Source organism: Lysobacter changpingensis (assembly GCF_017308985.1).
Taxonomy (GTDB): domain Bacteria; phylum Pseudomonadota; class Gammaproteobacteria; order Xanthomonadales; family Xanthomonadaceae; genus Lysobacter_J; species Lysobacter_J changpingensis.
The window spans coordinates 780,757-807,411 of sequence record NZ_JADWPE010000002.1 but is presented as its reverse complement, the minus strand read 5'-3'; the positions used below and the strand labels follow the sequence as shown (position 1 = coordinate 807,411).

Below are 26,655 nucleotides of genomic sequence, written 5' to 3'. Positions count from 1 at the left end.
ATGTCGAATCCGCCTCCCCTCAGCGCCGCCACTTACGCCGCACGCATCAACTTCGTGATCGAGCTGGCCGAGCGCCTGCACGCCTACGGCACCACGGCGCAGCGCCTGGAGGGCTCGATCAGCGCCGTCGCGCACCGCCTGCGCCTGGAATGCGAGCCGTGGTCGAATCCGACGGGACTGATCCTCACCTTCGCCGACCCGCAACGCGCGCCGGGCGAGAGCGACACCACGCGCGTCATCCGCCTCCCACCCGGCGAGACCGACCTGCACCGGCTGGCCGAAACCGACCGCATCGCCGAGGAGGTGCTCGCCGGCAAGCTCGGCCTGGTCGACGCGCACGCGCAGATGAGCGCCCTGGACACGCCGTCGACGTTCCGCTTCCGCGCGATGCAGGTGCTGGCCTACGGGCTGGCCGCGCTCGGCATCGCCGGCGTGCTGCGGCTGCCGTGGCTCGACATCGGCGTGGCGGGCGTCAACGGGCTGATGATCGGCCTGCTGGTGCAGTGGTCCGAATCGCACCCGCGCTTCAAGGAAGCACTGGAAGCGGTGACCGCGATGTTCGCGGCACTGGTGACGCTGCTGGTGGCCTCGTTCGTCGCGCCGCTCAACCAGAACACGGTGATCATCGCCTCGCTGATCGTGCTGCTGCCCGGAATGGCGCTGACCAACGCGATGAACGAGCTGACCAGCCAGCACCTGGTGTCCGGCACGGCGCGTTTCGCCGGTGCGGTGACGACGGTGCTCAAGCTCGCCATCGGCACGATCATCGCGCTGTACCTGGCGAAGGTCGCCGGCCTGGACGCGCAGGTGCGCGCCTCGCGACCGCAACCGGAATGGGTGGAGTGGGGCGCGCTGACGCTGGCGGCGTTCGCCTTCGCGGTGCTGTTCCGCGCGCAGTGGCGCGACTATCCGAAGGTGATGGCGGCGGCGGCCGGCGGCTACCTCGTGTCGCGCTTCGGCGGGCAGGCGTTCGGCAGCCCGGCGGGCATCTTCCTCGCCGCGCTCGTGCTGACCGCCGCCGGCAATGCGTACGCGCGCTGGTGGAACCGTCCCGGCGCGATCCTGCGCGTGCCCGGCATCATCATGCTGGTGCCCGGCAGCGTGAGCCTGCGCGGCCTGCTCACGCTGATCCAGCAACAGGACATCGACGCCGGCCAGGCCGCCATCCTGGCGGTACTGAACATCCTGCTGGCGCTGATCGCGGGTCTTTTGTTCGGCAACCTGTTGTTGCCGGCCCGGCGGAATCTTTGAAGCCTTGGGGGAATCGGGAATCGGGAGTCGGGAGTCGGGAGTCGGGAGTCGGGAGTCGGGAGTCGGGAGAGCGAACGTCCGGACCTCTTTTCCCGTCATCCCGGCGAAGACCGGGATCCAGGCTGATGGCTGTCTGTCCGCAGGCTCCGTAATTCCACGACATCTCGCAGTGCCCCTGAAAACAGAAACGCCGGCACATGGCCGGCGCTCTGGTCGTACAGGCGACAGGCGATCCCTAGATCACCTGATCAGGAAATCCTCGAGCTTCTTCCCCGCGCTCGTCTGCGCCGCCAGCCAGCGCGGCTGCTTGCCGCGCCCGGCCCAGGTTTCCGACGGGTTCGCCGGGTTGCGATACTTCGGCGCGACCGGCTTCCCGGCGTTCTTCGACACCTTTCGGGCGGGCGCCTTCGCGGCGCGTGCGGCGGACGCCGGGGCCGACGAGCCGCCGAACAGCTCGGCGATGCTGTAACCCTCGGCCTTGGCGAGCTGGGTCAGCTTCTTGCGCACCACGGCGATCGGCTTGCGCTTGCTCAGCGTGGTCTTGCGCTTCTTCGCCTGGCTGATCAGCGCGTCGAGTTCCTTCGCGGACAGCGCATCGAGATTGATCGACATTGGAGCCTCCGGGCGGACGGGATTATCGGGGAATAATCGCGGCCATTTACCGCGCATTTTCCCGATGATAATCGCCGGCGGCAGGCGTCGTAAACGAAGCGCGGCCGGGGACCGGCTGTTTCGCCGCGGTATTGGGTTCGGCCAGAAGCGTTTGACCATTCCATCATCGGTGCCCGTACCAGCCCCCGGGCCGGGTCGACCAGAGCAGGAGCAGGAAGCCGGCGAACAAGCCTCCGCTTACGACCGTCATTACGGCCAGGGCTTCCGAAACGTCGCAGTTGCCGCTGTTCACGCCAGCAGCGAGCCCGACGGCGAGAAGCGTGCAGTGGCTCACGAGCGAGCGACGGCCCGCGAGGCGAAGTTCCGATCGTTGCGTATTTTTTTCGCTGTCGCGCTCACGAAGCAGCCATCCCCAGTCGCCGCTCGACAGCGAAAAGCCAAGCCACGATCCGGGACTGAGCGAGAACCAGAATCAGCCTGCGCAACCGGCGACTATCAGGAGAACAGACTGGCTCGTCATGCGCTCCGGTCCTTGATTCAAAACTGCCGCAGCAGAGGTCCATCCCTGGGTCGAAAGCAGGCGTAGGAACGCGACCCCGGGGCAGCGGGTCACCCTGTCCCGGATCCGGGACAGGGCTTCGAAGACGCGGTATGCGCGTCTACTTCCCGAACTTCGCGAACACGCCCGCGCGATCCAGGTTTTCCGCCTCGCTCGCCTGGCGGTGGCGGTACTCGAAGGTGCCGGCGGCCAGGCCGCGTTCGGAGACGACCACGCGGTGCGGGATGCCGATCAGTTCCATGTCGGCGAACATCGCGCCCGGGCGCAGGCCGCGATCGTCCAGCGCGGTTTCGATGCCGGCGGCGTTGAGGTCGCGGTACAACGCTTCGGCGGCTTGCGCGACGGTCGCGTCGTTCTTCGGATTGATCACGCACACCACCGCCCGCCACGGCGCCATGGGCTCGGGCCAGGCGATGCCGTTGTCGTCGTGGTTCTGTTCGATCGCGGCGGCGACGATGCGCGACACGCCGATGCCGTAGCAGCCCATCGACGGCGTGGCGGCCTTGCCGTTCGCGTCGAGCACGGTGAGCTTCATCGCCTCGGTGTACTTGCGGCCGAGCTGGAACACGTGGCCGACCTCGATGCCGCGCGCGATCTGCAGCGTGCCGCGGCCGTCGGGCGAGGGATCGCCTTCGACGACGTTGCGGATGTCGGCGACTTCATCGGGCTCGGGCAGGTCGCGGCCCCAGTTCACGCCGGCGAGGTGGAAGCCCTTTTCGTTGGCACCGACGACGAAGTCGGCCAGCGCCGCGACGCTGCGGTCGGCCACGATGCGGATCTTCTTTTCCGGGTTCACCGGGCCGAGGAAGCCCGGCTCGCTGCCGAGGTGTCCGGCGATTTCCGCTTCCGTCGCCAGGCGGTATTCGCCCAGGCCGGGAAGCTTGGCGAGCTTCACCTCGTTCACGACGTGGTCGCCGCGCACCAGCGCGAGCACGAACTGCGGATTGCCTTCGGCGTCCGCGCCCATGACCGCGACCGACTTCACCGTGCGATCGAGCGTGATGCCCATCAGCGCGGCGACGTCCTCGCAGGTCTTCTGGTGCGGCGTGTCGATCCGGCGCATCGTTTCGCTTGCGACAGGGCGCGGGCCGGGCGAGATCGCTTCGGCCAGCTCGACGTTCGCCGCGTAGTCCGAACCGTCGGAGAAGAAGATCGCGTCCTCGCCCGAATCGGCGAGCACCTGGAACTCATGCGACACCGCGCCGCCGATCGCGCCGCTGTCGGCGGACACCGCGCGGAACTTCAGCCCCAGGCGCGTGAAGATGCGCCCGTAGGTCTCGTACATGTTGCGGTATTCGCGATCGAGGTCCTCGTCGGTGACGTGGAAGGAGTAGGCGTCCTTCATCAGGAACTCGCGCGCGCGCATCACGCCGAAGCGCGGGCGGATCTCGTCGCGGAACTTGGTCTGGATCTGGTAGAAGTTGACCGGCAGCTGCTTGTAGCTGGACAGCTCGTTGCGCGCGAAGTCGGTGATGACTTCCTCGTGCGTGGGGCCGTAGCAGTACCAGGCTTCCTTGCGATCCTGCATCTTCAGCAGCTGGCCGCCGAACTTCTCCCAGCGGCCGGTTTCTTCCCACAGTTCCTTCGGCTGCGCGGCCGGCATCAGCACCTCGATCGCGCCGGCGGCGTTCATTTCCTCGCGCACGGCGCGTTCGACCTTGCGCAGCACGCGCAGGCCCAGCGGCGACCAGGTGTACAGGCCGGCGGCGAGCTTGCGGATCATGCCGGCCTTGAGCATCAGCTTGTGGCTGACGACCTCGGCCTCGGCGGGGGTTTCCTTGCTGGTGTGGAGGTGGAACTGCGACAGGCGCATCGGCGTGGGGCTTTCGAACGTAAGGGAGGCGGCCATTCTGCCATGCGTTCCCGGCCCCGCCGGACGCCCGGAACGACGAAGCCGGCGCGGGGCCGGCTTCGGTGGACGCGCCTGCGGTGCGGCTCAGGTGTTGCTGCTGGCGACCGCCGGGCTCTCGCAGTAGGTCTTGATCTGAGCTTCGGCCAGCGCAGTGCGGTTGGCGCGCTCGGTCTCGTTGAGGCTGCGGTCGGGCTTGCCGTCCTTGTCCTCGTCGATGCCTACCTCGCCGCCGTCCTTGAGCACGGCCAGGTTGCTGCGCGCATTGGAGCAGTTGGCGTTGACGACGGGCTTGGCCGGCTGCGCGGCCTCCGCCGTGCCGCCCTTGTCGGTCAGGTTGCGGCCCTTGATGTACTGGTCCGGCGGCGGCGCGTCGGAATAGTGGGTAACGCCCTTCTCGTCCTTCCACTGGTAGACCTTCGCGGCGAAGGCCGGGGTCGCGATGAGCAGGCTCAGGCCGGCCAGGAGGCCGGGCAGCAGGCGGATCGGGCTGGACATGCAGGGCTCCGGGGCGCGGTCGGGCGGGGGAATGGCCGCGATTGCAGCACCGCGACCGGCCGCAGGCAAGCGCCGGGAGCCGCTATCGTCCACTTATGTGGCCTGGGTCTCGTTGCCCGCGCGACGCGGCGACCGTCCCGGGGATGCCGGGTCGCGCGCCGATGGACTTACACTTTCCTGTCGCGGTCCGCCGCTTCCCCGATCCGTCATGCCGACTGCCCCCCACATGGACGACACGCAACAGCCCCCACGCCCGCGTGGCCGCGGGATCTACCTGCTGCCCAACCTGTTCACCACCGGCGGCCTGTTCGCCGGCTTCTACGCGATCATCGCCGCCACGCAGGGCCGCTTCGACGACGCCTGCATCGCGGTGTTCGTCGCCGGCATCCTCGATGGCCTCGACGGCCGCGTCGCGCGCCTGACCAACACGCAGAGCGAATTCGGCGTGCAGTACGACTCGCTGGCGGACCTGGTCAGCTTCGGCCTGGCGCCGGCGCTGGTCATGTACCACTGGGCGCTGCAGGAGATGCGGCTGGACGGCGCGATCCCCGGCAAGATCGGCTGGGTCGCCGCGTTCGTCTACGCGGCCTGCGCGGCGCTGCGGCTGGCGCGCTTCAATTCGCAGGTGGGCCAAGTGGACAAGCGCTGGTTCATCGGCCTGGCGAGTCCCGCCGCGGCGGGGCTGGTCGCCAGCTTCGTGTGGACCTGCGACGACCTGGGCTTCACCGGCGAGCAGCTGCGCTACCTCGCGCTGGGCGTCACCGTGGCGGCGGGCCTGCTGATGGTCAGCCGGATGCGCTATTTCAGCTTCAAGGGCGGCGGTCCGAAGAGCGACCGCGTGCCGTTCCTCGCCATCATCGTGGTGCTGGCGGTGCTGGTCGGCATCGCCATCGATCCGCCGCGCGTGCTGTTGGCGATCGGCGCGCTGTACGCCTTGTCCGGACCGGTGTACGCCGCGTTCCGCCGCGTGCGTCGCGCACCGGGGAGCGAGATCGCGTCATGACCGAGCCGTGGACCGCCGAGCAGCGCGAATGGCTGGAGGCCATGGGCCACACGGTGTGGTCCATCGCGCCGGCGGAGGCGCTGGTCGCCGAGCGGCAGCCGGAGTCGCCCGACGAACGCGGCCCTGACGAGCGTGGACGCGAAGCCCCAGCCGGCTCCTCCGGTGCGGGCGCCGCGATGCGCGAAGCGGCGGCGTTGCTCGCACGCGAGGAGCGCCCGGCGCGACCCGCGCCCGCGAGGCCGGCCCCGGCACGCGCGGCAGGCGGCGACCGCCTGATGCAGGCGCTGATGCGCGCCAGCGGCGGTGCCGACGAAGCACGCGTGCGCGACCTCGCCGGCGACCTCGCCGCGCTGCGCGGCAACGCCGCCGCCAAGCGCGCGCTGTGGCCGCGGCTGCGCGCACTGCGCAGGACATCGCGCGGATGAATGCGCTCGCCTCCGACGCCGGCCAACGCCCGCTGCCCGGCGCGCTGCGTCCGATGCGCGAGGACGATCTCGACGCCGTGCACGCGGTGGAGATCCGCGCCTACGAATTCCCGTGGACGGTCGGGATCTTCCGCGACTGCCTGCGCGCCGATTACCCCGCGTGGGTGATGCAGCACGAAAGCCGCATCATCGGCTATTTCCTGATGAGCATCGCCGCCGACGAGGCGCACGTGCTCAACATCTGCATCGATCCGGCCTTCCAGGGGCGCGGGCTCGGCCGCCAGTTGCTGCGCGCGCTGGTCCGCGTCGCGCGCGGGCGCAATGCCGAGCGGGTGTTCCTCGAGGTGCGCCCCTCCAACGCGGGGGCGATCGCGCTCTACCACTCCGAAGGCTTCAACGAGATCGGCCGCCGTCCGCGCTACTACCCGGCGCGGGACGGCCGCGAGGACGCCCTGGTGATGGCCATCGAGCTGTTGCCGCCGGAAGACTGATCGCGCGAGGATGCCCCTCACCTTGGGTGCGGGAGGCGGCAATGGGGAAGGGCAGGGCGTTGGCGATGGCGATGGTGATCGCGATGCTGTTCGGACTCACGCCGCTGCACGCGGCCGAACCGGTGGTCCCGGTGGTGTGGGAATCGCCGGGATGCGATCACGAGAAGCTCGGCGCCGTCGTCGTCACGGCGGGCGAGCGCGTCAGCGAGATCACGCAGGACGACAACGTGCCCACCGTCGATTACTCGCGCGCACTGCGCAAACTCGCCGGCGCCGCGGCGGACAAGGGCGCCAACGCGGTCGTGCTGCGCAATCATCAGGGCGTGTACTTCACCCGCAACGGCAAGCGCACCCGGAAACCCGTCTACGTGAAGCTGAGCGGCGCGGCGATCCATCTGCCGGCGGCATCGGCGGCGGAGTGCGTGTTGAAGCCGGTCGATGTCGCGGAACTGGAAGCGCGATCGCGCGGCATCAAGCCGCAGAACGTGAATTCGCGTACCGCGTTCGAGGGAGATGACGCGGCGGAGTGAGGCGGCGCGACGCTTCGGAAACACCCGCCTCGTCATCCCGGTTTCCGCCGGGATGACGAGTGAAGCGGACGCGTCAGCCCAGCTTCGCGCGCTGCACCGCCAGCGCGTCGCGCTGCAGGTTCCAGTCGGCCAGGCGCTTGCGCTCCTGTTCGACCACCGCCGGCGGGGCGTTGGCGACGAAGGTTTCGCTCGCCAGCTTGTTGTGGCACTTGGCGATCTCGCCATCGACGCGCTTGAGTTCCTTGTCCAGGCGCGTGCGCTCCGCGCCAAGGTCGACCAGCCCTTCCAGCGGCACCAGCAGTTTCAGTTCGCCGACCAGCGCGGTGGCGGCGGCCGGCGCGGCGTTCGCGTCGTCGAGGATCGCGATGGACTCAAGGCGCGTCAGGAAGCGCAACTGCGAGTCGAAACGCGCCGCGCGTTCGCGATCGCTTGCGCCCGCATCGGCGAGCAGCAACGGCACGGTCTTCGACGGCGCGACGTTGAGCTCGCTGCGGATCTTGCGCAGCGAGGTGACCATCGCCTTGAGCCATTCGACATCGCCTTCGGCCGCGGCGTAGTCCTGCCCAGCGAAGTCCGATGCCTGCGGGTACGGGCGCAGCATGATCGTCTTTTCGCCGACGCCGAGCTTCGGCGCGACCTGCTGCCACAGCTCCTCGGTCACGAACGGGATCAGCGGGTGCAGCAGCGACAGCAGGCGTTCGAGCACGAACAGCAGCGTGTGGCGCGTGCTGTTGGCGGCGAGGGCGTCCTCGCCCTGCAGCGCGGGCTTGGCCAGCTCGACGAACCAGTCGCAGAACTCGTTCCACGCGAATTCGTACAGCGCCTGCGACAGCAGGTCGAAGCGGTAGCCGGCGAAATGCTGCTCGGCCTCGGCGGCGACCTTCGCCAGGCGCGAGAGGATCCAGCGCTCGGCATCGGTCTTCGGGTCCGGGACGCCGATGAAGTTCGCGCCTTCGGTGTTCATCAGCACGAAGCGCGTGGCGTTCCACAGCTTGTTGCAGAAATTCTTGTAGCCCTCGGCGCGGCCGAGGTCGAACTTGATGTCGCGGCCGTGCGTGGCCAGTGCTGCGATGGTGAAGCGCAGCGCGTCGGCGCCGAAGGCGGGGATGCCGTCCGGGAATTCCTTGCGCGTCGCCTTCTCGATCTTCTCGGCCATCTTCGGCTGCATGAGGCCGCCGGTGCGCTTGGCGACGAGATCGTCGAGCGAGATGCCGTCGATCAGGTCCAGCGGATCGAGCACGTTGCCCTTGGACTTGGACATCTTCTGGCCGTGCGAATCGCGGATCAGGCCGGTGACATAGACGTCGCGGAACGGCACGCGGCCGGTGAACTGGTCGGTCGCCATGATCATGCGCGCGACCCAGAAGAAGATGATGTCGAAGCCGGTGACCAGCACGCTCGACGGCACGTAGCGATCGAAGCCGCGCTCGGCCATGGCCTGCTCGTCCGGCCAGCCCATCGTCGAGAACGGCCACAGCTGCGAGGAGAACCACGTCTCCAGCACGTCGCTGTCCTGCGAAAGCGTCACGTTCGAGCCGAGGCCCCGCTTTGCGCGCACTTCCTCCTCGGTGCGGCCGACGTAGATCCTCCCGTCGTCGTCGTACCAGGCCGGGATGCGGTGGCCCCACCACAGCTGGCGGCTGATGCACCAGTCCTGGATGTTTTCCATCCAGTGGCGGTAGGTGTTGATCCAGTTCGCCGGGACGAACTTCACGTCGCCCTTCTCGACCAGTTCGAGCCCGCGCGCGGCCAGTCCGTCCATCTTCACGAACCACTGGTCGGTGAGGTACGGCTCGATCACCTGGCCGGTGCGATCGCCGCGCGGCACCTGCAGCTTGTGCGGCTTGGTCTCGACGAGGCGGCCTGCGGCTTCCAGGTCGGCGAGCACGACCTTGCGCGCCTCGTAGCGGTCCAGGCCGCGGTATTTCTCCGGCGCGTTCTCGTTCACCGCCGCGGTGGGGGTGAAGATGTTGATCAGTTCGAGGTTGTGGCGTTGGCCGACCGCGTAGTCGTTGAAGTCGTGCGCCGGCGTGACCTTCACCACGCCGGTGCCGAATTCGCGATCGACGTAATCGTCGGCGATGACCGGGATTTCGCGGCCGGTGAGCGGCAGCGTGACGGTCCTGCCGATGAGGTGCGTGTAGCGCTCGTCCTGCGGATGCACCATCACGGCGACGTCGCCGAGCATGGTTTCCGGGCGCGTCGTGGCGACGGTGAGTTCGCCGCTGCCGTCGGTCAGCGGATAGCTGATCGACCACAGGAAGCCGTCTTCCTCCTCGTTGACGACTTCAAGGTCGGAGATCGCGGTCTTCAGTACCGGATCCCAGTTGACCAGGCGCTGGCCGCGGTAGATCAGGCCGTCCTCGTACAGGCGAACGAACGCCTCGATCACCGCCTCGGCGGCCATCGGGTCCATCGTGAACACGCTGCGCGACCAGTCGCCCGACGCGCCGATGCGCCGCATCTGCTTCTCGATGGTGTCGCCGGACTGCTGCTTCCACTCCCAGACCTTGGCGATGAAGCCGTCGCGACCCAGCGAGTCGCGCGTCTCGCCCGCGCCTTCGGCGGCGAGGTTGCGCGAGACGACCATTTCCGTCGCGATGCCCGCGTGGTCGGTGCCCATCTGCCACAGCGTGTCGTAGCCGCGCATGCGGTGGTAGCGGATCAGCGCGTCCATCAGCGTGTGCTGGAACGCGTGGCCCATGTGCAGCGTGCCGGTGACGTTCGGCGGCGGCAGCAGGATCGAATACGGCTCGCCTTCGCCGCGCGGCTGGAATACGCCGCTGGCTTCCCACTCCTGGTAGAGGCGGGTTTCGAACTGCTTGGGGTCGTAGGAGGAGGCGAGGGAGGACATGATGCCGTGATTCGTGATTGGTGATTCGTGATTCGAAAGAGCGGGAGGGGGCGGCGTACGTGCTTGGCTTCAACGAATCACCATTCACGAATCACCCATCACCGCTCCTCACATGTCGTACTTCTTCAGTTCCAGCCCGCGCGACTGGTACTGCTTCCAGCGTTCGCGCAGCGGGCCGCGCGCGCTGTCGTCGGCGGGTACCACTTCCAGCACGCGGTCGAAGCTGCCGTTGACCGGTTCGTCGCGCAGGTTGATCACCAGCGCGCGCATGGGCGTGTCGGTGTCGGGCGTGGCGATCAGCACGGGCGCGAGTTCGTCCTCGTCGTCGCCGGCCAACTGGTGCGGGATGTAGGCGTCCTCGTCGAATTCCCACAGCAGCTCGTCCAGTCGCTCGGCCTGTTCGGCGTCGCGCGCGAGCACCAGCGTCCACAGGTTCGCGTCGTGCGCCTTGCGGGCCAGCTCGCAGACCAGCAGGAGCGGTTCCTCGCGGAAACGCTCCTTCTGGATCAGGTAGAAATCGGCGCGTGCCATCAGGATCGGGAATCGGCAGTGGGGAATGGGGAATCGTAGGAGCGACAGGCCTCATGACTCGAAGCGAGTCCATCTGCGTCGTGCGCGTGTTTCACGATTCCCAATTCCCGGTTCTCAATTCCCGGCCCGATCCAGCAGCCACTGGCTCAGCAGGCCGACCGGGCGGCCGGTCGCCATGCCGCGCTTGCCCTCGTCCGACGCCGAGCCGGCGATGTCCAGGTGCGCCCAGCGCTGGCCTTCGGCGAAGCGGGCGAGGAAGCAGCCGGCGGTGATCGCGCCGGCCCAGCGGCCGCCGATGTTGTAGACGTCGGCGAAGCTGGATTCCAGCAGCGTCTGGTATTCGTCCCACAGCGGCAGGCGCCACGCGCGGTCGAACACGTTCTCGCCGGCGTCGAGCAGTTCGTTCGCCAGGTCGTCGTGCTTGCTCATCAGGCCGGAGGCGAACTTGCCCAGCGCGATCATGCATGCGCCGGTGAGCGTGGCCACGTCGACCAGCGCCTGCGGTTCGAAGCGCTGCGCATAGGTCAGCGCGTCGCACAGGATCAGGCGGCCTTCGGCGTCGGTGTTGCCCACTTCGATCGTCTTGCCGGACATGCTGGTGAGTACGTCGGACGGGCGGTACGCATCGGCGTCGGGCATGTTTTCCACGGCCGGCACGACCACGACGAGGTTGATCGGCAGCTGCATGCCCACCGCGGCGACGAAGGTGCCCATGACGGTGGCGCCACCGCACATGTCGTACTTCATTTCCTCGATGCCGCCCTGCGTCTTGAGGTTGATGCCGCCGGTATCGAAGGTGATGCCCTTGCCGACGAGCACGTACGGCTTGGCGTCGCCGCCATTGCTGTACTTCAGGACGATCAGCTTGGGCGGATTGGCCGAGCCGCGGCCCACGGCCAGCAGCGAGCCCATGCCCAGTTCCTGCATCTGCGCCACGTCGAGCACGTCGCACGAGGTGGTCGGGAAGCGGCCGGCGAATTCCTGTGCCTGCTGCGCCAGGTACGCGGGGTTGCAGATGTTCGGCGGCAGGTTGCCCAGCTCCCGCGAGAACTGCACGCCGGCGGCGATCGCCTGGCCCTGCGCCAGCGCGAGCGCGTCGTCGCCCAGCACGGAGAACGTGCGCAGGCCCGGCTCGTCCTTCTTGCGCGAGGTGCCCAGCGTGGCGGTGTAGCGATAGCAGGCGTGGTCGGCGGCGATCACGGCCTGGCGGATGTTCCAGGCCTTGTCGCGGCCGGCGACGTCGAGTTCGGACAGCGTGAACAGCGCCGTCGACACCGGGCCGCTCTTCAGCGCGCGGGCGGCGTCGCCCACGGCCTTGAGGTACTGCGGCACGCCGAACTTGCCGGCTTCGCCCAGGCCGATCACCAGCACTCGCGGCGCGGTCACGCCCGGCAGGTCGTGCAGCAGCGCGGTCTTGCCGGTCTTGCCGCTGGCGTCGCCGCGCTCGAGCAGGGCGCGGATGCGGCCGTTGCTGGCCTCATCGAGGGCTTTCGCCGCGGGCGTCAGGCTGTTGTCGGCAAAGGCGCCGACCACGATGCAATCGGTGTGGGCGGCGGCGGGCGCGTCGCGGTTCAGGTCGAATTCGAGGGCCATCCAACAGATTCCCGGGCAGATTGAGAGGCAGCTCCGTACGGTAGTTCCGTACGGAGTACGACAGTTCCGTACAATTGGGCGGTGAGGGGGATTCGATCCCGGGCCGCGCATCGCGCAGCCGCCTCACGCCCTCGGACGAACCTCCGATTCTAGCAGGCCGCACACACCCGGCCCGCGGAACGGTGGGGCCCGGCGGCGACGGTCGCGGCGGCAAAGGCGGAGGCTCGGGCGCAGGGCGGCCCACGGCGGATGCCCACGCGCTGCATGCGTCCGTTGCACCACACTGGCCCGTCCTTCCCCCGAAACGCCCAGGCCCGACCGACCCGATGCCCAAGCTGGACCGCTACCTCATCAGCGAATTCGCGCAGGCGATCCTTGCCACGCTGATCGTCCTGCTGATCGTCACCGTCGGTGGCGCGTTCACCGATGTGCTGCAGGACATCGCCCGGGGCCGCGTTCCGGCCGGATTGATGATGGCGCAGCTCGGGCTGGTGCTGCTGAAGTGGCTGCCGCTGATCCTGCCGCTGGCGCTGATGCTCGGCCTCATGATGGCCGTGGGCCGGCTGTACCGCGATTCGGAAATGCCGGTGATCGCCTCGATCGGCGTCGGCCCGCGACGCATGCTCCGGCCGCTGCTGATGGTGGTCGGGCCGCTGGTGGGCGTGGTCGCCGCGTGTTCGCTGTGGCTGGGGCCGTGGGCCGATCGCATCTCCAAGCAGATGATCAACGACGCCAACCGCAGCCTGGTGATGGCCGGGCTGGAACCGGGCGCCTTCACCGGCATTCCCGGCGACGGCGGGGTCATCTACGTGTCGAACATGTCCAAGGACGGCAGCGGCCTGGAAAAAATCTTCGTCTATCGCGACAACGGCGAGGGCCGCCTCGACGTGATCACCGCCAACGACGGCAAGCTCACCGTCGATGAAGCCGGCCACCGCTATCTCACGTTGAACCACGGCTTCCAGATCGAAGGCCAGGCCACGGGGGCGAAGGATTTCCGCCTGCTGCGCTACGCGCGCAACGAGATCCTGCTGCCCGCGAACGACGAACGCTACGACCCGGATGCGCCGGAAATGCAGCCCACGCTCATGCTGCTCGCCGACGGCAGCCGCGAGGCGCGCGCGCAGCTGCATTACCGCATCGCGCCGCCGCTGCTCGCGCTGGCCTTCGCGCTGATGGCGGTGCCGCTGGCGCGCAGCATGCCGCGGCAGGCGCGCTACGGGCGGATCCTGGTCGGCTTCCTCGCCTACCTGATCGGCCAGAACCTGATGACCGCCGGCCGCGGCTGGCTGGAGGACGGCAAGATCGCCACCGGCCTGGGCCTATGGTGGCTGGTCGTGCCCATCATGGCGATCGCGCTGTGGCTGTACTTCACCGACGGCCGCGTGGGCCGCCGCAAGAGCGCACCCGCCGCGAACGGAGCGGCCGCATGAAGCCGTTCCCGAAGATCCACGACCTATACGTCGGTCGCGTCGTGCTCGGCACGGTCGCGCTGACCTGGGCGGTGCTGGCCGGCCTGGACGTGATGCTCGGCCTGGTGAGCGAGTTCGGCGACATCGGCAAGGGCAAGTACGGCCTGTCGGAGGCGTTCGTCTACATGGCGCTCAGCATTCCGCGACGGCTGTATTACCTGTTCCCCTATGCCGCGGTGATCGGTTCGCTGATGGCGCTGGGCCAGCTCGCCGCCACGTCCGAACTCACCGCGCTGCGCGCCCTGGGCCTGTCGCGTCGCCGGCTCGGCCTGGCGGTGGCGGGCGCGCTCGCGCTGCTGACCGCGCTGATGGTGTTCAACGGCGAGAGCGTGGCGCCGTGGGCGCAGCAGCGCGCCGATGCGCTGAAGTCCTCGGCCAAGTCCGGCAACACCGTGGTGGCGCAGTACACCGGACTCTGGGCGCGCGAGGGCGAGACGATCCTCCACGCCGCCGGCGGGCAGGAGCGCGAGCGCGATGGCGAACGCTTCCTCGAACTGAACGACGTGAAGCTGTTCGAGTTCGCCCCCGACGGCCACCTGCGCTCGCTGGCCAACGCGCGCGTCGCCCAGCACCGCCCCGGCGGCTGGGTGCTGCGCGACGTGACGCGCAACTATTTCGAGGAGCGTTCGGTGCGCCAGGTGAAGGTGCCCGAGGAGCGCTGGGAATCGCAGCTCGACGCCGCCGCGCTCTCGTCCGGAACCGAGCGCCCGCGCTATCTCTCGGCGATGGCCCTTCGCGCCGCCATCGAGTATCGCCAGCGCAACGACCTGGACGCCTCGGAGTTCCAGGAACACTACTGGGGCCGCTGGTTCTATCCGCTCAACGTGCTGGCGCTGTGCCTGGCCGCGGTTCCGTTCGCGTTCGGCACGCTGCGCAGCGGCGGCATGGGCAAGCGGTTGTTCATCGGCATCGTGTTCGCGCTCATCTTCTGGCAGCTGCAGACACAGGCGGTGGGGCTGGCGAAGGTGGTGAAGTTCGACTTCCGGCTCGCCTATCTGCTGCCGACGTTCGTCATGCTCGGGGTGTCGTACTTCCTGTTCAAGCGACGATCGGGATGAAAACCTGCGGGCGTGCGCACACCTGCACGTCATGCCGCGTCAGCGTCTGTAGCCCGGGTAAGCGAAGCGCACCCGGGATCGCAGCCGCATCTCCTTCCCGGGTGCGCTTCGCTTACCCGGGCTACAACCGCATCACCTACGTCCGCTTGGGCAACCGCACCATCCGCGTGCCGCTCGCACGGTCGTGCCAGGTCAGCCGTTCGCGATCGACCCACGCCCACCAGAACCCCAGCCCCGCCAGCGCCAGCGAAAACGTTGCGACCACGAACCGGATCGTGAGCGCACGCAGTTCCGGCGCCGAGACAGCGTCGGCGGCGACGACCTTCAACCGCCACGGCCGCATCCCCAGCGTCTGCCCGCCGCGCCGCCAGCTCAACAGTGCGTAGCCGGCGGTGATCAGCCAGCACACCAGCCACAGCAGCCACTGCAGGGCGCTGAACGGCGCGATGTTCTCGCGACTCGCATGGCCGCTGAGCGTGAAGCCGACGGTGAACAACAGCGAGGCGACCATCCACATCGCGATCACCGGCCACATGTCGTAGACGAGCGCGAGCATGCGCCAGCCGATGAGCGCGGAAGGACGGGGCGATGCGGGAGTCGATGCCATCGCATCAGGATAGCCGCTAAGCTGCGGCGATGACCGCACGTACGCCCGCGCAACGCCGTTCCATCGCCATGGCGCTGCCGCCGCTGCCCGACGACGATGCCGCGCTGATCGGCCGTTTCCTCGATGCCATCTGGGCCGAGAACGGCCTCGCGCAGCCCACGCTCGACAGCTATCGCCGCGATCTGGAACTGCTCGCGCGCTACCGCTCGGGTCGCAGGGGCGGCCTTGCCGACGCCGATCGCGCCGCCTTGTTCGACTACCTGGCGTGGCGTTCGCAGCAGGGCTATTCGCCGCGCAGCAACGCGCGCCTGCTCTCGGCGTTGCGCGCGTTCTACGGCTGGCTCGTGCGGCGCGGTGCGCGCGCGGCAGATCCGACGGCGCTGCTCGATCCGCCGAAGCTGCCGCGTTCGTTGCCGAAAGCGCTGGCGGAAAGCCAGATCGATGCGCTGCTCGCCGCGCCCGACATCGCCACGCCGCTGGGCCTGCGCGATCGCGCGATGCTCGAGTTGATGTACGCCGCCGGCCTGCGCGTGAGCGAACTGGTGAACCTGCCCGCGACCGCGGTGAACCTGCGCCAGGGCGCGTTGCGCGTGATGGGCAAGGGCAGCAAGGAACGGCTGGTGCCGCTGGGTGAGGAGGCGCAGCACTGGCTGGAGAAATACCTCGCGCAGTCACGTCCGCAGCTTGCCGGCAAGCGTTCGCTCGCGCCGTTGTTTCTCTCCGCGAACGGCGAGGCGCCGACGCGCCAGCAGTTCTGGCAACTGGTGAAGAAATACGCCGCCGCTGCCGGCATCGACCCGGACCGCATCAGCCCGCATGGCCTGCGCCACAGTTTCGCGACGCACCTGCTCAACCGCGGCGCCGACCTTCGCGCGCTGCAGATGCTGCTGGGGCACAGCTCCCTCTCGACGACGCAGATCTACACGCTGGTGGCGCGGGAGCAGCTCAAGCAGCTCCACGCCAAGCATCATCCCAGGGGGTGAGCGACCGCGCTTGCGCGCCACTGGCGCGCGGTCGCGAACGCCCGACCACGGAAGGCCGGGCAGGGCGACCCGAAGCCGGTTGCGTGACGCCATGGATGGCGGCGAAGTGCGATTCGAAGCGGCGCTTTTGCGGTTGCGTTTGCAGTTGCAAGTTGCGTTTGCAGTTGCCTTGCTCTTGCTCGTCATCCCGGCGAAGGGCGGGATCGGCAACAGCAACAGCAAAAGCAAAAGCAAAAATGGGTTCCAGCTTCCGCTGGAATGGAGGTGGAATGGTTCACCGGGAAGGGAGTGCCCGAGCGTTGCGGGCCTGGATCCCAGCCTTCGCCGGGATGACGAGCCTCTGGTGCTGGGGTGAGGTTCTTCCTTCCAGCGGTGACGTGCCTCCCGGGGCAACGATCTTTGAGGAATGCGGATTGATCTACAACGGCAACAACCCAAACCGCAACCCGCCCCAACACCGCCCCCGCGACAAGCCTGCGCCGACACCGAAAGCGATCGTCCCAGACGCCCGCACCCCATGAACCCCCACCCAAACCCCCGCCCCACACCGGGACCTACGACACTCGCCCCGCCACAGCCCCGTGCCACAATCGGCCATTCCCCCTCGCGGCCCCATGGCCGCCCGACAGGATCGCGAATGAAACGACTCGTCCTCGCCGTGCTCGGCGCCATCAGTCTTTCCGCCTGCGCCCAGGCGCCCGGCGACAACAAGGCCCCGGTTTCGACGGCGACCACCGCCGCCGCCAAGCCGATCGCCGCGCCCAAGCCGGCCGCCGGCACGCCCGAGGCCCGCGCCATCGAGGCCGTGCGCACGCTGAACCCGCAGGTCGAAGTCGAGCGCGTCGCGCCGGCGGCGATGCCGGGCTTCCGCGAGGCCATCGTCGCCGGCCAGGTCGTCTACGTCAGCGACGACGGCCGCTACCTGTTCCTGCCGGGCTCCGGCGGCGCGCTGTTCGACGTGACCGCGAAGAAGAATCTCAGCGAAGACGCCATGGCGGGCCTGCGCAAGGAACTGGTCGCCACCATCCCCGCCAGCGAGCGCATCGTCTTCTCGCCGGCCAAGCCCAAGTACACCGTCACCGTCTTCACCGACGTGGAATGCGGCTACTGCCGCAAGCTGCACAGCCAGATCGCCGAGTACAACCGCGAAGGCATCGCCATCGAATACCTCGCCTTCCCGCGCATGGGCCTGGGCAGCGACGACTACCGCAAGATGGTCGCCGTCTGGTGCGCGCCCGACCGCCGCAAGGCGCTCACCGACGCCAAGAACGACCACGGCCCGACCAAGGCCGACTGCAAGAGCAGCGTCAACCAGCAGTACGACGTCGGCCAGCGCGTCGGCCTGACCGGCACGCCGATGATCCTGACGGCCGAAGGCGTCCAGGTCGGCGGCTACGTCCCGCCGGCCGCCCTGCGCGAGACGCTGGACAAGCTCGCCGCCGAACAGGCCCGCACCGCGTCCGCGACGCCGGGCATCTGACAAGCCGCAACTGGAAGCCCGACCCGACGTTCCGACGCCGCCCGAGGGGCGGCGTCGGCGTTTTCGGACCCCGATCCGGCCGGTTTCGGCGGCGGGGCGCGGGGCGCTTGGGTACAATGGCGGGCCCGACGTTGCACGGTTCCCCGGACATGATCGTCCTCGAGGGCGCTTCCGCCCTGTCGCCGTTCCGACTGGAACGGCTCCAAGCCCGACTGCAAGCCCTCCATCCGTCCGTCCGCCTTCTCGGCGCATGGCCCGTCTACTGGGTCGAGCCGGACGCCGGCGCGACGCCCGACGCGGACGCGCTGCGTCGCATCCTCCAGGCCGGTTTCGATGCCGCACCGCGCGCGGACGGCGCGGTATCGCGCTACGTCACGCCGCGCCTGGGCACGCTGTCGCCCTGGGCGAGCAAGGCGACCGAGCTTCTGCACGGCGCAGAGCTCCCGGTGAAGCGCGTCGAACGCGGTACGCGTTACGACCTCGCCGGCTGGCCGTCGGACGCCCCGACGCAGGGCGCGCTGGCGAAGGTGCTGCACGACCCGATGACGCAGTCGTTGCTGGAAGCGCACGAAGACGCCATCGCGCTGTTCTCCGTGCCGGTGCGCGGCGAACTCGAGCGCATCCCGCTGGCCGACCTGGAACTGGCGAACACCCGCCTGGGCCTGGCGCTGGCCGACGACGAGATCGCCTACCTGCGCGAGCGCTACGGCGCGCTGGGTCGCGTACCGTCGGACGTCGAGCTGATGATGTTCGCGCAGGCCAATTCCGAGCACTGCCGCCACAAGATCTTCAACGCATCCTGGACCATCGACGGCGTCGAGCAGACGACCTCGCTGTTCAAGATGATCAAGCACACGCACGCGACCACGCCGGAGTACACGCTCTCGGCGTACAGCGACAACGCGGCAGTGGTCGAAGGCTACGCGAGCCGTCGCTTCCGCCCCGACCCGCAGACGCATGCGTACCGCGAGGAAGCGCAGGTCGATTCGGCCTTCGCGATCAAGGTCGAAACGCACAACCATCCCACCGCGATCGCGCCGTTCCCCGGCGCGTCCACCGGCGCCGGCGGCGAGATCCGCGACGAAGGCGCGACCGGCCGTGGCGGCCGGCCGAAGGCGGGCCTGTGCGGTTTCAGCGTGTCGCACCTGCGCATTCCCACGCTGCCGCAGCCGTGGGAGCGCGAGCGTTCGCTCAACCCGCGCATGGCGTCCGCGCTGGAAATCATGATCGAAGGCCCGATCGGCGCCGCCGCGTTCAACAACGAATTCGGCCGCCCGAACCTCACCGGCTATTTCCGCAGCTTCGAGCTGGATGAAGGTGCGCACGCACGTGCGTACGACAAGCCGATCATGCTCGCCGGCGGCCTGGGCGCGATCGATCGCGTGCAGGTGAAGAAGCTCGGCCTGCAGCCCGGCGATGCGGTGATCGTGCTCGGCGGCCCGGCCATGCTCATCGGCCTGGGCGGCGGCGCGGCCAGTTCGGTGGCCTCGGGCGAAAGCCACGAGGAACTCGATTTCGCCAGCGTGCAGCGCGACAACCCGGAAATGGAACGCCGCTGCCAGGAAGTCATCGACCGCTGCGTCGCGCGCGGCGAGGACAATCCCATCGCGACCGCGCACGACGTCGGCGCGGGTGGTCTGTCGAACGCGATTCCCGAACTGCTCCACGACTCCGGTCTGGGCGGCATCATCGATCTGGCGAAGGTGCCCAGCGACGATCCCTCGCTCTCGCCGATGCAGCTGTGGTGCAACGAATCGCAGGAGCGTTACGTGCTCGGCGTGCCGGCCGACCGCGTCGAGGAATTCGCCGCGATCTGCGAGCGCGAGCGCTGCCCGTTCGCCGCCGTCGGTTTCGCGACGGCGGAGGAGCGGCTGGTCGTCGGTTACGGCGCCACGCGCGAAACCGCACGCGAAGCCGGCCGCGACTGGCCGATCGACCTGCCCATGGACGTGCTGTTCGGCAAGCCGCCCAAGATGCACCGCGACACGCGCCGCCCGCCCGCCGCGCCGTGGCCCGCGCTGCGCTGGGACGGCCTGGAACTGCGCGATGCCGCGCTGCGCGTGATGGCGCATCCGTCGGTCGCATCGAAGAACTTCCTGATCACCATCGGCGATCGCAGCGTCGGCGGCCTGACCGCGCGGGACCAGATGATCGGCCCCTGGCAGGTGCCGGTGGCCGATTGCGCGATCACGCTCGCGGGCTTCGACGGTTTCGTCGGCGAGGCGATGGCGATCGGCGAGCGCACGCCGCTGGCGCTGATCGACGCCGCCGCCGCCGCGCGCATGGCCGTCGGCGAGGCGATCACCAACCTGTGCGCCGCGCCGGTGGAATCGCTGGACCGCATCAAGCTTTCGGCGAACTGGATGGCCGCCGCCGGCCACGACGGCGAGGACGCGCGGCTGTTCGACGCGGTCAGGGCCGTGGGCCTGGAACTGTGCCCGGAACTCGACCTCAGCATCCCCGTCGGCAAGGACTCGCTGTCCATGCAGGCGCAGTGGCATGCCGATGGCGAAGCGCACAAGTCGGTGTCGCCGGTGTCGCTGATCGTCAGCGCGTTCGCGCCGGTCGTCGACGTGCGCGCGCAGCTCACGCCGCTGCTGGCGCGCGAGGAAGAATCGGAGCTGTGGCTGATCGGCCTGGGCGCAGGCAAGCAGCGCCTGGGCGGTTCGGTGCTGGCGCAATGCCATCCCGACGCCGCGGACGGCCAGGGTTCGCTGCCCGCGTTCTCCGGCCCGCTCGGCGTGCCGGATCTCGACAACCCGCAGCGCCTGCGCGATTTCTTCGAACTCATCCGCGATGCACGCGAAGCCGGCCTGGTCCGCGCGTACCACGACCGTTCCGACGGCGGCGCGTTCGCGGCGCTGTGCGAAATGGCGTTCTGCTCGCGCATGGGCTTGGACATCACGCTGGACGGCTGGGGCGACGATCCGTTCCGTACGCTGTTCAACGAGGAACTCGGCGCGATCGTGCAGGTGTCGGTCGAGGATCGCGCCGAATTCGCCGACCTCGTCGCGCGCCACGGCCTCATCGACTGCGCGCAGCGCATCGCCCGCCCGACCACCGCGCCGGCGATCCGTGTGCGCGATGACGGCCGGACGCTGGTCGAATGGCGCTGGGAAGAGCTCTTCGACGCGTGGTGGTCCACCAGCCACGCGATCCAGAAGCTGCGCGACAACCCGGAAGGTGCCGACGAGGAACGCACCGTCGCGCGCGACTTCAACGCGCCGGGCCTGAAGCCGAAGCTGACGTTCGATCCGTCCGACGACATCGCCGCGCCGTTCATCAACACCGGCGTGCGGCCGAAGGTCGCGATCCTGCGCGAGCAGGGCGTCAATGGCCAGATCGAGATGGCGTTGGGCTTCACGCGCGCCGGTTTCGAAGCGGTCGACGTGCACATGAGCGACCTCATCGCCGGCCGCTTCGACCTGGCCGACTTCAAGGGCATCGCCGCGTGCGGCGGTTTCAGCTACGGCGACGTGCTCGGCGCGGGCCGCGGCTGGGCGACGTCGGTGCTGGAACGCAGCGCGCTGCGCGACGCGTTCGCGGCGTTCTTCGCGCGCCCGGACAGCTTCTCGCTGGGCGTGTGCAACGGCTGCCAGATGCTCTCGCAGCTCAAGCCGATCATCCCGGGTGCCGGGCACTGGCCGAAGTTCCTGCGCAACCGCAGCGAACAGTTCGAAGCGCGCACGGGGCTGCTGGAAGTCGTCGAATCGCCGTCGCTGTTCCTGCGCGGCATGGCCGGTTCGCGGATTCCGGTCGCCGTCGCCCATGGCGAAGGCCGCGCCGAGTTCGACAGCCCGCTCGACCAGAGCGCCGCGCACGTCTCGCTGCGCTACGTGGACGGCAACGGCCACGCGGCCACGCGTTACCCGCTCAATCCGAACGGTTCGCCGGACGGTATCACCGGACTCACCAGCGCCGACGGCCGCGCGACCATCCTCATGCCGCACCCCGAGCGCACGTTGCGCACGGCGAACCTCAGCTGGGCGCCGGCGGAGTGGGGCGACGATTCGCCGTGGATGCGCCTGTTCCGCAACGCGCGGGTGTGGGTGGGGTGAGCGGTCGCTGAGAGTGCGCGACGGGGCGAGTGGCCCCGTTGCGTCTCATAGCGATTTTTCTTCGCGAAGTCGCGAGGAAGCGACGCGGCGTGATGCGTGGATTCCCGCTTCGCGGGAACGAGGGCAGAAGAGTGCCGCTCCTTCCGACGGCGCTCGGAGCCTGGTGTCGAACATCTCCAGTCAGTACGTCGCGCCGGCGAAAGTCGGCCCCCAGGCACACAGGCGCGCGGCGTACCCGCCATCCAGACGTCATCCCCGCGAAGGCGGGGATCCAGGCTTGCGTGCATCACCGCTTCCGGAGAGCGGAATCGCCGCGGATACATGGATTTCCGCCTTCGCGGGAACGACGGCAGACGCAAAAAAACACCGGCTCCTGCTGAGGACACCGGAGCTGGGTTGGCATCCACTCCACCGACGCATCGGCTCAGGAACACCGGATACGCCCGCCATCGGCGTCGCCACCTGCGCGCCCCTGCAAGCGACTACGCCGAAGCCGAGCCGCCTCACTCCTGCGGCTTGACGTCCAGATACGCGCCCGCCATGTGCAGCGTCGCCCACAGGTCTTCCGGTTCGATCGCGACCGAGCGGTCGAACATCTGCTCGGCCGTCTGCCGGTCGCCGTTGAGCAGGTAGAGCGCGCCGACTTCGGCCAGGCCGGTGCCGTCGTCGTCGGTGGTCTTGAAATACTGCTGGAACAGCGGCTGCGCCCGGGACCATTCACCGGCTTCGCTGTACACGCGGGCGATGCGGAACACGTCGCTGTCCTCGTGCTTGCCGTTGAGGATGGCGTCGAAGATCGCCTGGCCTTCCGCCTTGAATCCCCCGAGGTAATACACGCGGCCCACCGCGATCTGCTCCCAGCTGCCCTTGCCGGCCTGGATGCGCGCGGCGGCGAGCAGCGCCTTCGCGGCGTCCTGGTTCTGCCTGGCGTGGTACATGTCCGGCGCGGTGCGCTGCGCCTTTTGCGCGGTGTAACCGGCGCCGGCGCCGGCGATGAACACGGCGACGGCCGCTGCTGCGGCGTAACGGATCTTCATGCGTTGTCTCCCCTGTGAACGGGGCCAAGCGTACGCGATCGGCGCGGGCCGGCGTCAGGGAAGGGCGTGGTGACAAAAGCGCGTGGGCCTGCGCGCTTCCGTCAACCTCGGCCTGCTAAAGTCGAAGGCCCCATCGCGGAGGACGGTCGGCAACGACCTGACAAGCGTGAACGCCGTCGCCAACGATCTCATTCCCCCCTCGGACGCCGAGCACCGCATCGTCGACGCGCTGCTCGCCAAGGGCCGCCTCAAGGATGCCGACCTCACCCGCGCACGCCGCCTGCAGGAGGAAACCGGGGGCAGCCTGCTGGCGCTGCTCGCCCGGCTAGGCCTGGTGTCCGAGCGCGACCACGCCGAAACCTGCGCCGAAGTCCTCGGCCTGCCGCTGGTCGCCATCAAGGACGCACCGGAGCTGCCGCCCGAAGGCGTCGCGCTGTCCACCCGCTTCATGAAGCAGTTCGCCGTCTGTCCGGTCGGCGAGAGCGAAGCCGCCGTCGACGTGCTGATGGCCGATCCGCAGGACGAATACACGCGCGACGCGCTGCGCCTGGCGACCGGGCGCGACATCCATCCCGCCGTGGCCCTGCGTTCGGAAATCGGCGACCTCGTCGAACGCTGGTACGGCCAGGGCCGCAGCGCGATGGGCGCGATCGTCGAAACCGCCGAGGGCGAAGGCGCGGGCGGCGACCTCGACGACGTCGAACACCTGCGCGACCTGGCATCCGAAGCGCCGGTGATCCGGCTGGTGAACCTGATCATCCAGCGCGCCGTCGAACTGCGCGCGTCCGACATCCACATCGAGCCGTTCGAGAACCGCCTGAAGGTGCGTTACCGAATCGACGGCGTGCTCAGCGAAGGCGAAAGCCCCCCGGCGAACCTCACCGCCGCCGTGATCAGCCGCATCAAGATCATGGCCAAGCTCAACATCGCCGAGCGCCGCCTGCCGCAGGACGGCCGCATCATGCTGCGCGTGCAGGGCAAGGAACTCGACCTGCGCGTGAGCACCGTGCCGACCGCGCACGGCGAAAGCGTGGTGATGCGACTGCTCGATCGCGAAACGGTGGTGTTCGACTTCAAGCGCCTGGGCTTCACGGACGCGTTCCTGCCGCAGTTCCAGAAGGTGCTCGACCAGCCACACGGCATCCTGCTGGTCACCGGCCCGACCGGCTCGGGCAAGACGACCACGCTGTACACCGCGCTGAGCAAACTCAACACGCCTGACGTCAAGATCATCACGGTCGAGGACCCGGTCGAATACCAGATCGAAGGCATCAACCAGATCCAGGCCAAGCCGCAGATCGGGCTCGATTTCGCCCACGCGCTGCGCAGCATCGTGCGACAGGACCCCGACATCATCATGATCGGCGAAATGCGCGACCTGGAAACGTGCCGCATCGCGATCCAGTCCGCGCTCACCGGCCACCTCGTGCTGTCCACGCTGCACACCAACAACGCGGCCGGCGGCATCACGCGCCTGCTCGACATGGGCGTGGAGGATTACCTGCTGACCTCCACCATCAACGGCATCCTCGCGCAGCGCCTCGTCCGCCGCCTGGAACAGACGCATGCGCGTCGTTATCCCGCCTCGCCGGAGGAAATCGAGCGCTTCGATCTACGCCGCTACCAGCCCGAAGGTGAGATCTTCCTGTACCACCCGATGCCGTCGCCGATCGCGACGACCGGTTACCTGGGCCGCACGACCATCATGGAGTTCCTGGTCATGAACGACGAACTCCGTCGCGCGGTGATGCGCCACGCCGGCATGGGCGAGATCGAGCAGATCGCGCGCCAGAACGGCATGCGCACGATGTACGAGGACGGCATCGCCAAGGCCCTGCGCGGCGAGACGACGATCGAGGAAGTGTTGCGCGTCACCGAGGACGCGTAACGCCATGCCCCTCTACCACTACAAGGCCCTCAACCCGCGCGGCGAGCTGCTCGACGGCCAGATGGAAGCCGGCAGCAGTGCGGAGGTGGTCGCGCGCTTGCAGGAGCAGGGGCATCTGCCGGTGGAGGCGAAGCTCGCCAGCGAGGCGTCCGGGGCGTCGGTGTGGAAAGGGCTGTTCAAGGCCAAGCCTTTTGCCGGTGCGCGACTGGTGCAGTTCACCCAACAGCTTGCGACGCTGCTCGGGGCGGGACAGCCGCTGGATCGCGCGCTCACGATCCTGCTCGAACTGCCCGAGGACGAAACCGCACGTCGCACGATCGGCGATGTGCGCGATGCGGTGCGCGGCGGCAGTTCGCTGTCGACGGCGCTGGAGCGCCAGCACGGCACGTTCTCGCGGCTGTACGTGAACATGGTGCGCGCGGGCGAAGCCGGCGGCAGCCTGCAGGAAACCCTGGCGCGACTGGCCGATTACCTGGAACGCACGCGCGCCCTGCAGGGGCGCGTCGTCAACGCACTGATCTATCCCGCGATCCTGCTGCTGATGGTCGGCGGCAGCCTGCTGTTCCTGTTCGGTTACGTGGTGCCGCAGTTCGGCGCGATGTACGAAAGTCTCGATGCCGAGCTGCCGGTGTTCACGCAGATCGTGCTGGCCATCGGCCTGTTCGTGCGCGACTGGTGGATCCTGCTGCTCGCGGTGCCTGCGCTGGCGCTGTGGTGGTTCGATCGCAAGCGTCGCGATCCGGTGTTCCGCGAAGCCTTCGATGCATGGCTGCTGCAGCGGCGTTTCGTCGGCGGCCTGGTCGCCAAGGCCGAAACCGCGCGACTGGCGCGCACGCTCGGCACGCTGGTGCGCAACGGCGTGCCGCTGATCACCGCGCTGGGCATCGGCCGCAACGTGCTGGGCAATCGCGTGCTGGCGGCGGACGTGGACGCGGCAGCGCAGGAAGTGAAGAACGGCGTCGCGCTGTCCACCGCGCTCGGCCGGGGCAAGCGCTATCCGCGGCTGGCGCTGCAGATGATCCAGGTCGGCGAGGAGTCCGGCGCGCTGGACGCGATGCTGGTCAGGACCGCCGAGACGTTCGAACAGGAAACCTCGCTGGCGCTGGACCGCATGCTGGCCGCGCTGGTGCCGGTGGTGACGATCGTGCTGGCGGCGGTCGTCGGCGTCGTCGTGCTGGCGGTGCTGATGCCGCTGTACGGGCTGACGAACGCGATAGGGTGAGTCCGCAATGCGGGTCTGCGGCCCGCTCGCGGACGCCTCACGCAGCGGGGCGGCATCGCGACGAAGCGCGCCGCGAGGCCCGCAAGGCGACATATGCCCCTTCACACCGGCATCGCAGGAACTGAACATCGCCCCCCGCAGTCAGTCCACTTGCAATCGTTTTCGGGTAAACATCCCCTCTTCCGGACTCCAAAGGAACCCACATGCGCAACCGCCGTTCACCGACCCGTTCGCCATCGGCCGCCCGCCAGCGCGGCATGAGCCTGATCGAGATCATCATCGTGATCGTGCTGATCGGCGCGGTGCTGGCCTTCGTCGGCAGCCGCGTGCTGGGCGGCAAGGATCGCGGCGACTACAACATCGCCAAGGCGCAGGTGCAGACGATGGCCGGGAAGGTCGAGTCGTTCCAGATGGACACCGGCCGCCTGCCGACCTCGCTGGAGGAACTGGTCACCCAACCCGCCGACGTGAACGGCTGGCTCGGCCCGTACGCGAAGCCGGCCGAGCTGAAGGACCCTTGGGGCCACGCGCTCGAATACCGCGCGCCGGGCGAAAGCGGCCCGTTCGACCTGGTCAGCCTGGGCAAGGATGGAAAGCCGGGCGGCACCAGCGTCGACGGCGACATCAAGTACGAGTAAGCGCGAGCCCAGCGGG

Annotated in this window: 21 protein-coding genes and 1 pseudogene; 14 read left to right on the top strand and 8 right to left on the bottom strand. The window is 68.7% G+C overall.

The annotated features are described in order from the left end of the window. A complete protein-coding gene (locus I4U41_RS05345; RefSeq protein WP_206860061.1) occupies nucleotides 1–1,251 on the top strand; it encodes a threonine/serine exporter family protein in 1,251 nt (416 codons plus the stop codon). 246 nt (nucleotides 1,252–1,497) lie between these two features. Here I4U41_RS05345 and I4U41_RS05340 read toward each other — a convergent pair. The 3 genes and pseudogenes from I4U41_RS05340 to I4U41_RS05330 form a co-directional block, all read right to left on the bottom strand. Next, a pseudogene (locus tag I4U41_RS05340) lies at nucleotides 1,498–1,863 on the bottom strand (H-NS histone family protein); the annotation flags it as partial. A 659-nt stretch (nucleotides 1,864–2,522) separates the two neighbouring features. Further along, on the bottom strand, nucleotides 2,523–4,235 hold the full coding sequence (locus I4U41_RS05335) for a proline--tRNA ligase (protein WP_206860418.1): 1,713 nt from the start codon (nucleotides 4,233–4,235) through the stop codon (nucleotides 2,523–2,525). Between the two features lie 123 nt (nucleotides 4,236–4,358). Further along, complete coding sequence (locus I4U41_RS05330; protein ID WP_206860059.1) at nucleotides 4,359–4,769, bottom strand: DUF4124 domain-containing protein; 411 nt, start codon at nucleotides 4,767–4,769, stop codon at nucleotides 4,359–4,361. Between the two features lie 226 nt (nucleotides 4,770–4,995). Here I4U41_RS05330 and pssA point away from each other — a divergent pair, with 226 nt between their 5' ends. Genes pssA through I4U41_RS05310 form a run of 4 tightly spaced genes read left to right on the top strand, consistent with a single transcriptional unit; the run spans nucleotide 4,996 to nucleotide 7,218 of the window. Next, nucleotides 4,996–5,772 (top strand): CDP-diacylglycerol--serine O-phosphatidyltransferase, encoded by a 777-nt coding sequence (gene pssA / locus I4U41_RS05325; protein WP_206860417.1) that lies wholly within the window; start codon nucleotides 4,996–4,998, stop codon nucleotides 5,770–5,772. Then, a complete protein-coding gene (locus tag I4U41_RS18300; protein ID WP_242524990.1) occupies nucleotides 5,769–6,197 on the top strand; it encodes an alanine acetyltransferase in 429 nt (142 codons plus the stop codon). The genes pssA and I4U41_RS18300 overlap by 4 nt, the downstream gene beginning before the upstream one ends. Beyond that, nucleotides 6,194–6,688 (top strand): ribosomal protein S18-alanine N-acetyltransferase, encoded by a 495-nt coding sequence (gene rimI / locus I4U41_RS05315; protein WP_206860058.1) that lies wholly within the window; start codon nucleotides 6,194–6,196, stop codon nucleotides 6,686–6,688. Before I4U41_RS18300 ends, rimI begins: the two co-directional genes overlap by 4 nt. A gap of 41 nt (nucleotides 6,689–6,729) precedes the next feature. Beyond that, nucleotides 6,730–7,218 carry a hypothetical protein gene (locus tag I4U41_RS05310; protein WP_206860057.1) on the top strand — a complete coding sequence of 163 codons (489 nt, stop codon included), beginning with the start codon at nucleotides 6,730–6,732 and terminating at the stop codon, nucleotides 7,216–7,218. Nucleotides 7,219–7,291: 73 nt separating this feature from the next. On the opposite strand, the gene I4U41_RS05305 is transcribed toward I4U41_RS05310, so the two are convergent. From I4U41_RS05305 to I4U41_RS05295, 3 genes are all read right to left on the bottom strand, one after another. Continuing rightward, nucleotides 7,292–10,072, bottom strand: coding sequence for a valine--tRNA ligase (locus I4U41_RS05305; RefSeq protein ID WP_206860056.1), 2,781 nt, complete (start codon nucleotides 10,070–10,072; stop codon nucleotides 7,292–7,294). A gap of 108 nt (nucleotides 10,073–10,180) precedes the next feature. Then, nucleotides 10,181–10,603, bottom strand: coding sequence for a DNA polymerase III subunit chi (locus I4U41_RS05300; protein ID WP_206860055.1), 423 nt, complete (start codon nucleotides 10,601–10,603; stop codon nucleotides 10,181–10,183). A 114-nt stretch (nucleotides 10,604–10,717) separates the two neighbouring features. After that, nucleotides 10,718–12,196 (bottom strand): leucyl aminopeptidase, encoded by a 1,479-nt coding sequence (locus I4U41_RS05295; protein ID WP_206860054.1) that lies wholly within the window; start codon nucleotides 12,194–12,196, stop codon nucleotides 10,718–10,720. A 326-nt stretch (nucleotides 12,197–12,522) separates the two neighbouring features. On the opposite strand from I4U41_RS05295, the gene lptF reads away from it, so the two are divergent. Both lptF and lptG read left to right on the top strand, forming a co-directional pair. Then, entirely contained in the window at nucleotides 12,523–13,629 is a 1,107-nt protein-coding gene (gene lptF / locus I4U41_RS05290; protein ID WP_206860053.1) for an LPS export ABC transporter permease LptF, read from the top strand. Further along, a complete protein-coding gene (gene lptG, locus I4U41_RS05285) occupies nucleotides 13,557–14,726 on the top strand; it encodes an LPS export ABC transporter permease LptG (protein WP_425492488.1) in 1,170 nt (389 codons plus the stop codon). Before lptF ends, lptG begins: the two co-directional genes overlap by 73 nt. Nucleotides 14,727–14,862: 136 nt before the next feature. Here lptG and I4U41_RS05280 read toward each other — a convergent pair whose 3' ends face one another. Next, a complete protein-coding gene (locus I4U41_RS05280; RefSeq protein WP_206860051.1) occupies nucleotides 14,863–15,333 on the bottom strand; it encodes an RDD family protein in 471 nt (156 codons plus the stop codon). A gap of 29 nt (nucleotides 15,334–15,362) precedes the next feature. Here I4U41_RS05280 and xerD point away from each other — a divergent pair, with 29 nt between their 5' ends. From xerD to purL, 4 genes are all read left to right on the top strand, one after another. Beyond that, the gene (xerD, locus tag I4U41_RS05275; protein WP_206860050.1) at nucleotides 15,363–16,316 is read left to right on the top strand and encodes a site-specific tyrosine recombinase XerD; all 954 of its coding nucleotides are present in this window, start codon (nucleotides 15,363–15,365) and stop codon (nucleotides 16,314–16,316) included. Nucleotides 16,317–16,395: 79 nt separating this feature from the next. Continuing rightward, nucleotides 16,396–16,671 carry a hypothetical protein gene (locus tag I4U41_RS05270; protein ID WP_206860049.1) on the top strand — a complete coding sequence of 92 codons (276 nt, stop codon included), beginning with the start codon at nucleotides 16,396–16,398 and terminating at the stop codon, nucleotides 16,669–16,671. 282 nt (nucleotides 16,672–16,953) lie between these two features. Continuing rightward, nucleotides 16,954–17,796, top strand: coding sequence for a DsbC family protein (locus I4U41_RS05265; protein WP_206860048.1), 843 nt, complete (start codon nucleotides 16,954–16,956; stop codon nucleotides 17,794–17,796). Nucleotides 17,797–17,945: 149 nt separating this feature from the next. Beyond that, nucleotides 17,946–21,854, top strand: a complete 3,909-nt coding sequence (gene purL / locus I4U41_RS05260) for a phosphoribosylformylglycinamidine synthase (RefSeq protein ID WP_206860047.1) — start codon at nucleotides 17,946–17,948, stop codon at nucleotides 21,852–21,854. Nucleotides 21,855–22,357: 503 nt separating this feature from the next. Here the strand turns inward: purL and I4U41_RS05255 are convergent. Beyond that, on the bottom strand, nucleotides 22,358–22,891 hold the full coding sequence (locus I4U41_RS05255; RefSeq protein ID WP_206860046.1) for a tetratricopeptide repeat protein: 534 nt from the start codon (nucleotides 22,889–22,891) through the stop codon (nucleotides 22,358–22,360). A gap of 166 nt (nucleotides 22,892–23,057) precedes the next feature. Between I4U41_RS05255 and gspE the strand changes: the two genes are divergently transcribed. From gspE to gspG, 3 genes are all read left to right on the top strand, one after another. After that, nucleotides 23,058–24,779 (top strand): type II secretion system ATPase GspE, encoded by a 1,722-nt coding sequence (gene gspE, locus I4U41_RS05250; RefSeq protein ID WP_206860045.1) that lies wholly within the window; start codon nucleotides 23,058–23,060, stop codon nucleotides 24,777–24,779. 4 nt (nucleotides 24,780–24,783) lie between these two features. Continuing rightward, nucleotides 24,784–26,001, top strand: a complete 1,218-nt coding sequence (gene xpsF / locus I4U41_RS05245; RefSeq protein WP_206860044.1) for a type II secretion system protein XpsF — start codon at nucleotides 24,784–24,786, stop codon at nucleotides 25,999–26,001. 203 nt (nucleotides 26,002–26,204) lie between these two features. Next, entirely contained in the window at nucleotides 26,205–26,639 is a 435-nt protein-coding gene (gene gspG / locus I4U41_RS05240; protein WP_206860043.1) for a type II secretion system major pseudopilin GspG, read from the top strand. Nucleotides 26,640–26,655 lie beyond the last annotated feature (16 nt).

Bases quoted from the DNA above. Each gene is read 5' to 3' on its own strand.
- I4U41_RS05345 (WP_206860061.1), top strand. From the start codon at position 1: ATGTCGAATCCGCCTCCCCTCAGCGCCGCCACTTACGCCGCACGCATC.
- I4U41_RS05335 (WP_206860418.1), bottom strand. From the start codon at position 4,235: ATGCGCCTGTCGCAGTTCCACCTCCACACCAGCAAGGAAACCCCCGCC.
- I4U41_RS05330 (WP_206860059.1), bottom strand. From the start codon at position 4,769: ATGTCCAGCCCGATCCGCCTGCTGCCCGGCCTCCTGGCCGGCCTGAGC.
- pssA (WP_206860417.1), top strand. From the start codon at position 4,996: ATGGACGACACGCAACAGCCCCCACGCCCGCGTGGCCGCGGGATCTAC.
- I4U41_RS18300 (WP_242524990.1), top strand. From the start codon at position 5,769: ATGACCGAGCCGTGGACCGCCGAGCAGCGCGAATGGCTGGAGGCCATG.
- rimI (WP_206860058.1), top strand. From the start codon at position 6,194: ATGAATGCGCTCGCCTCCGACGCCGGCCAACGCCCGCTGCCCGGCGCG.
- I4U41_RS05310 (WP_206860057.1), top strand. From the start codon at position 6,730: ATGGGGAAGGGCAGGGCGTTGGCGATGGCGATGGTGATCGCGATGCTG.
- I4U41_RS05305 (WP_206860056.1), bottom strand. From the start codon at position 10,072: ATGTCCTCCCTCGCCTCCTCCTACGACCCCAAGCAGTTCGAAACCCGC.
- I4U41_RS05300 (WP_206860055.1), bottom strand. From the start codon at position 10,603: ATGGCACGCGCCGATTTCTACCTGATCCAGAAGGAGCGTTTCCGCGAG.
- I4U41_RS05295 (WP_206860054.1), bottom strand. From the start codon at position 12,196: ATGGCCCTCGAATTCGACCTGAACCGCGACGCGCCCGCCGCCGCCCAC.
- lptF (WP_206860053.1), top strand. From the start codon at position 12,523: ATGCCCAAGCTGGACCGCTACCTCATCAGCGAATTCGCGCAGGCGATC.
- I4U41_RS05280 (WP_206860051.1), bottom strand. From the start codon at position 15,333: ATGGCATCGACTCCCGCATCGCCCCGTCCTTCCGCGCTCATCGGCTGG.
- xerD (WP_206860050.1), top strand. From the start codon at position 15,363: ATGACCGCACGTACGCCCGCGCAACGCCGTTCCATCGCCATGGCGCTG.
- I4U41_RS05265 (WP_206860048.1), top strand. From the start codon at position 16,954: ATGAAACGACTCGTCCTCGCCGTGCTCGGCGCCATCAGTCTTTCCGCC.
- purL (WP_206860047.1), top strand. From the start codon at position 17,946: ATGATCGTCCTCGAGGGCGCTTCCGCCCTGTCGCCGTTCCGACTGGAA.
- I4U41_RS05255 (WP_206860046.1), bottom strand. From the start codon at position 22,891: ATGAAGATCCGTTACGCCGCAGCAGCGGCCGTCGCCGTGTTCATCGCC.
- xpsF (WP_206860044.1), top strand. From the start codon at position 24,784: ATGCCCCTCTACCACTACAAGGCCCTCAACCCGCGCGGCGAGCTGCTC.
- gspG (WP_206860043.1), top strand. From the start codon at position 26,205: ATGCGCAACCGCCGTTCACCGACCCGTTCGCCATCGGCCGCCCGCCAG.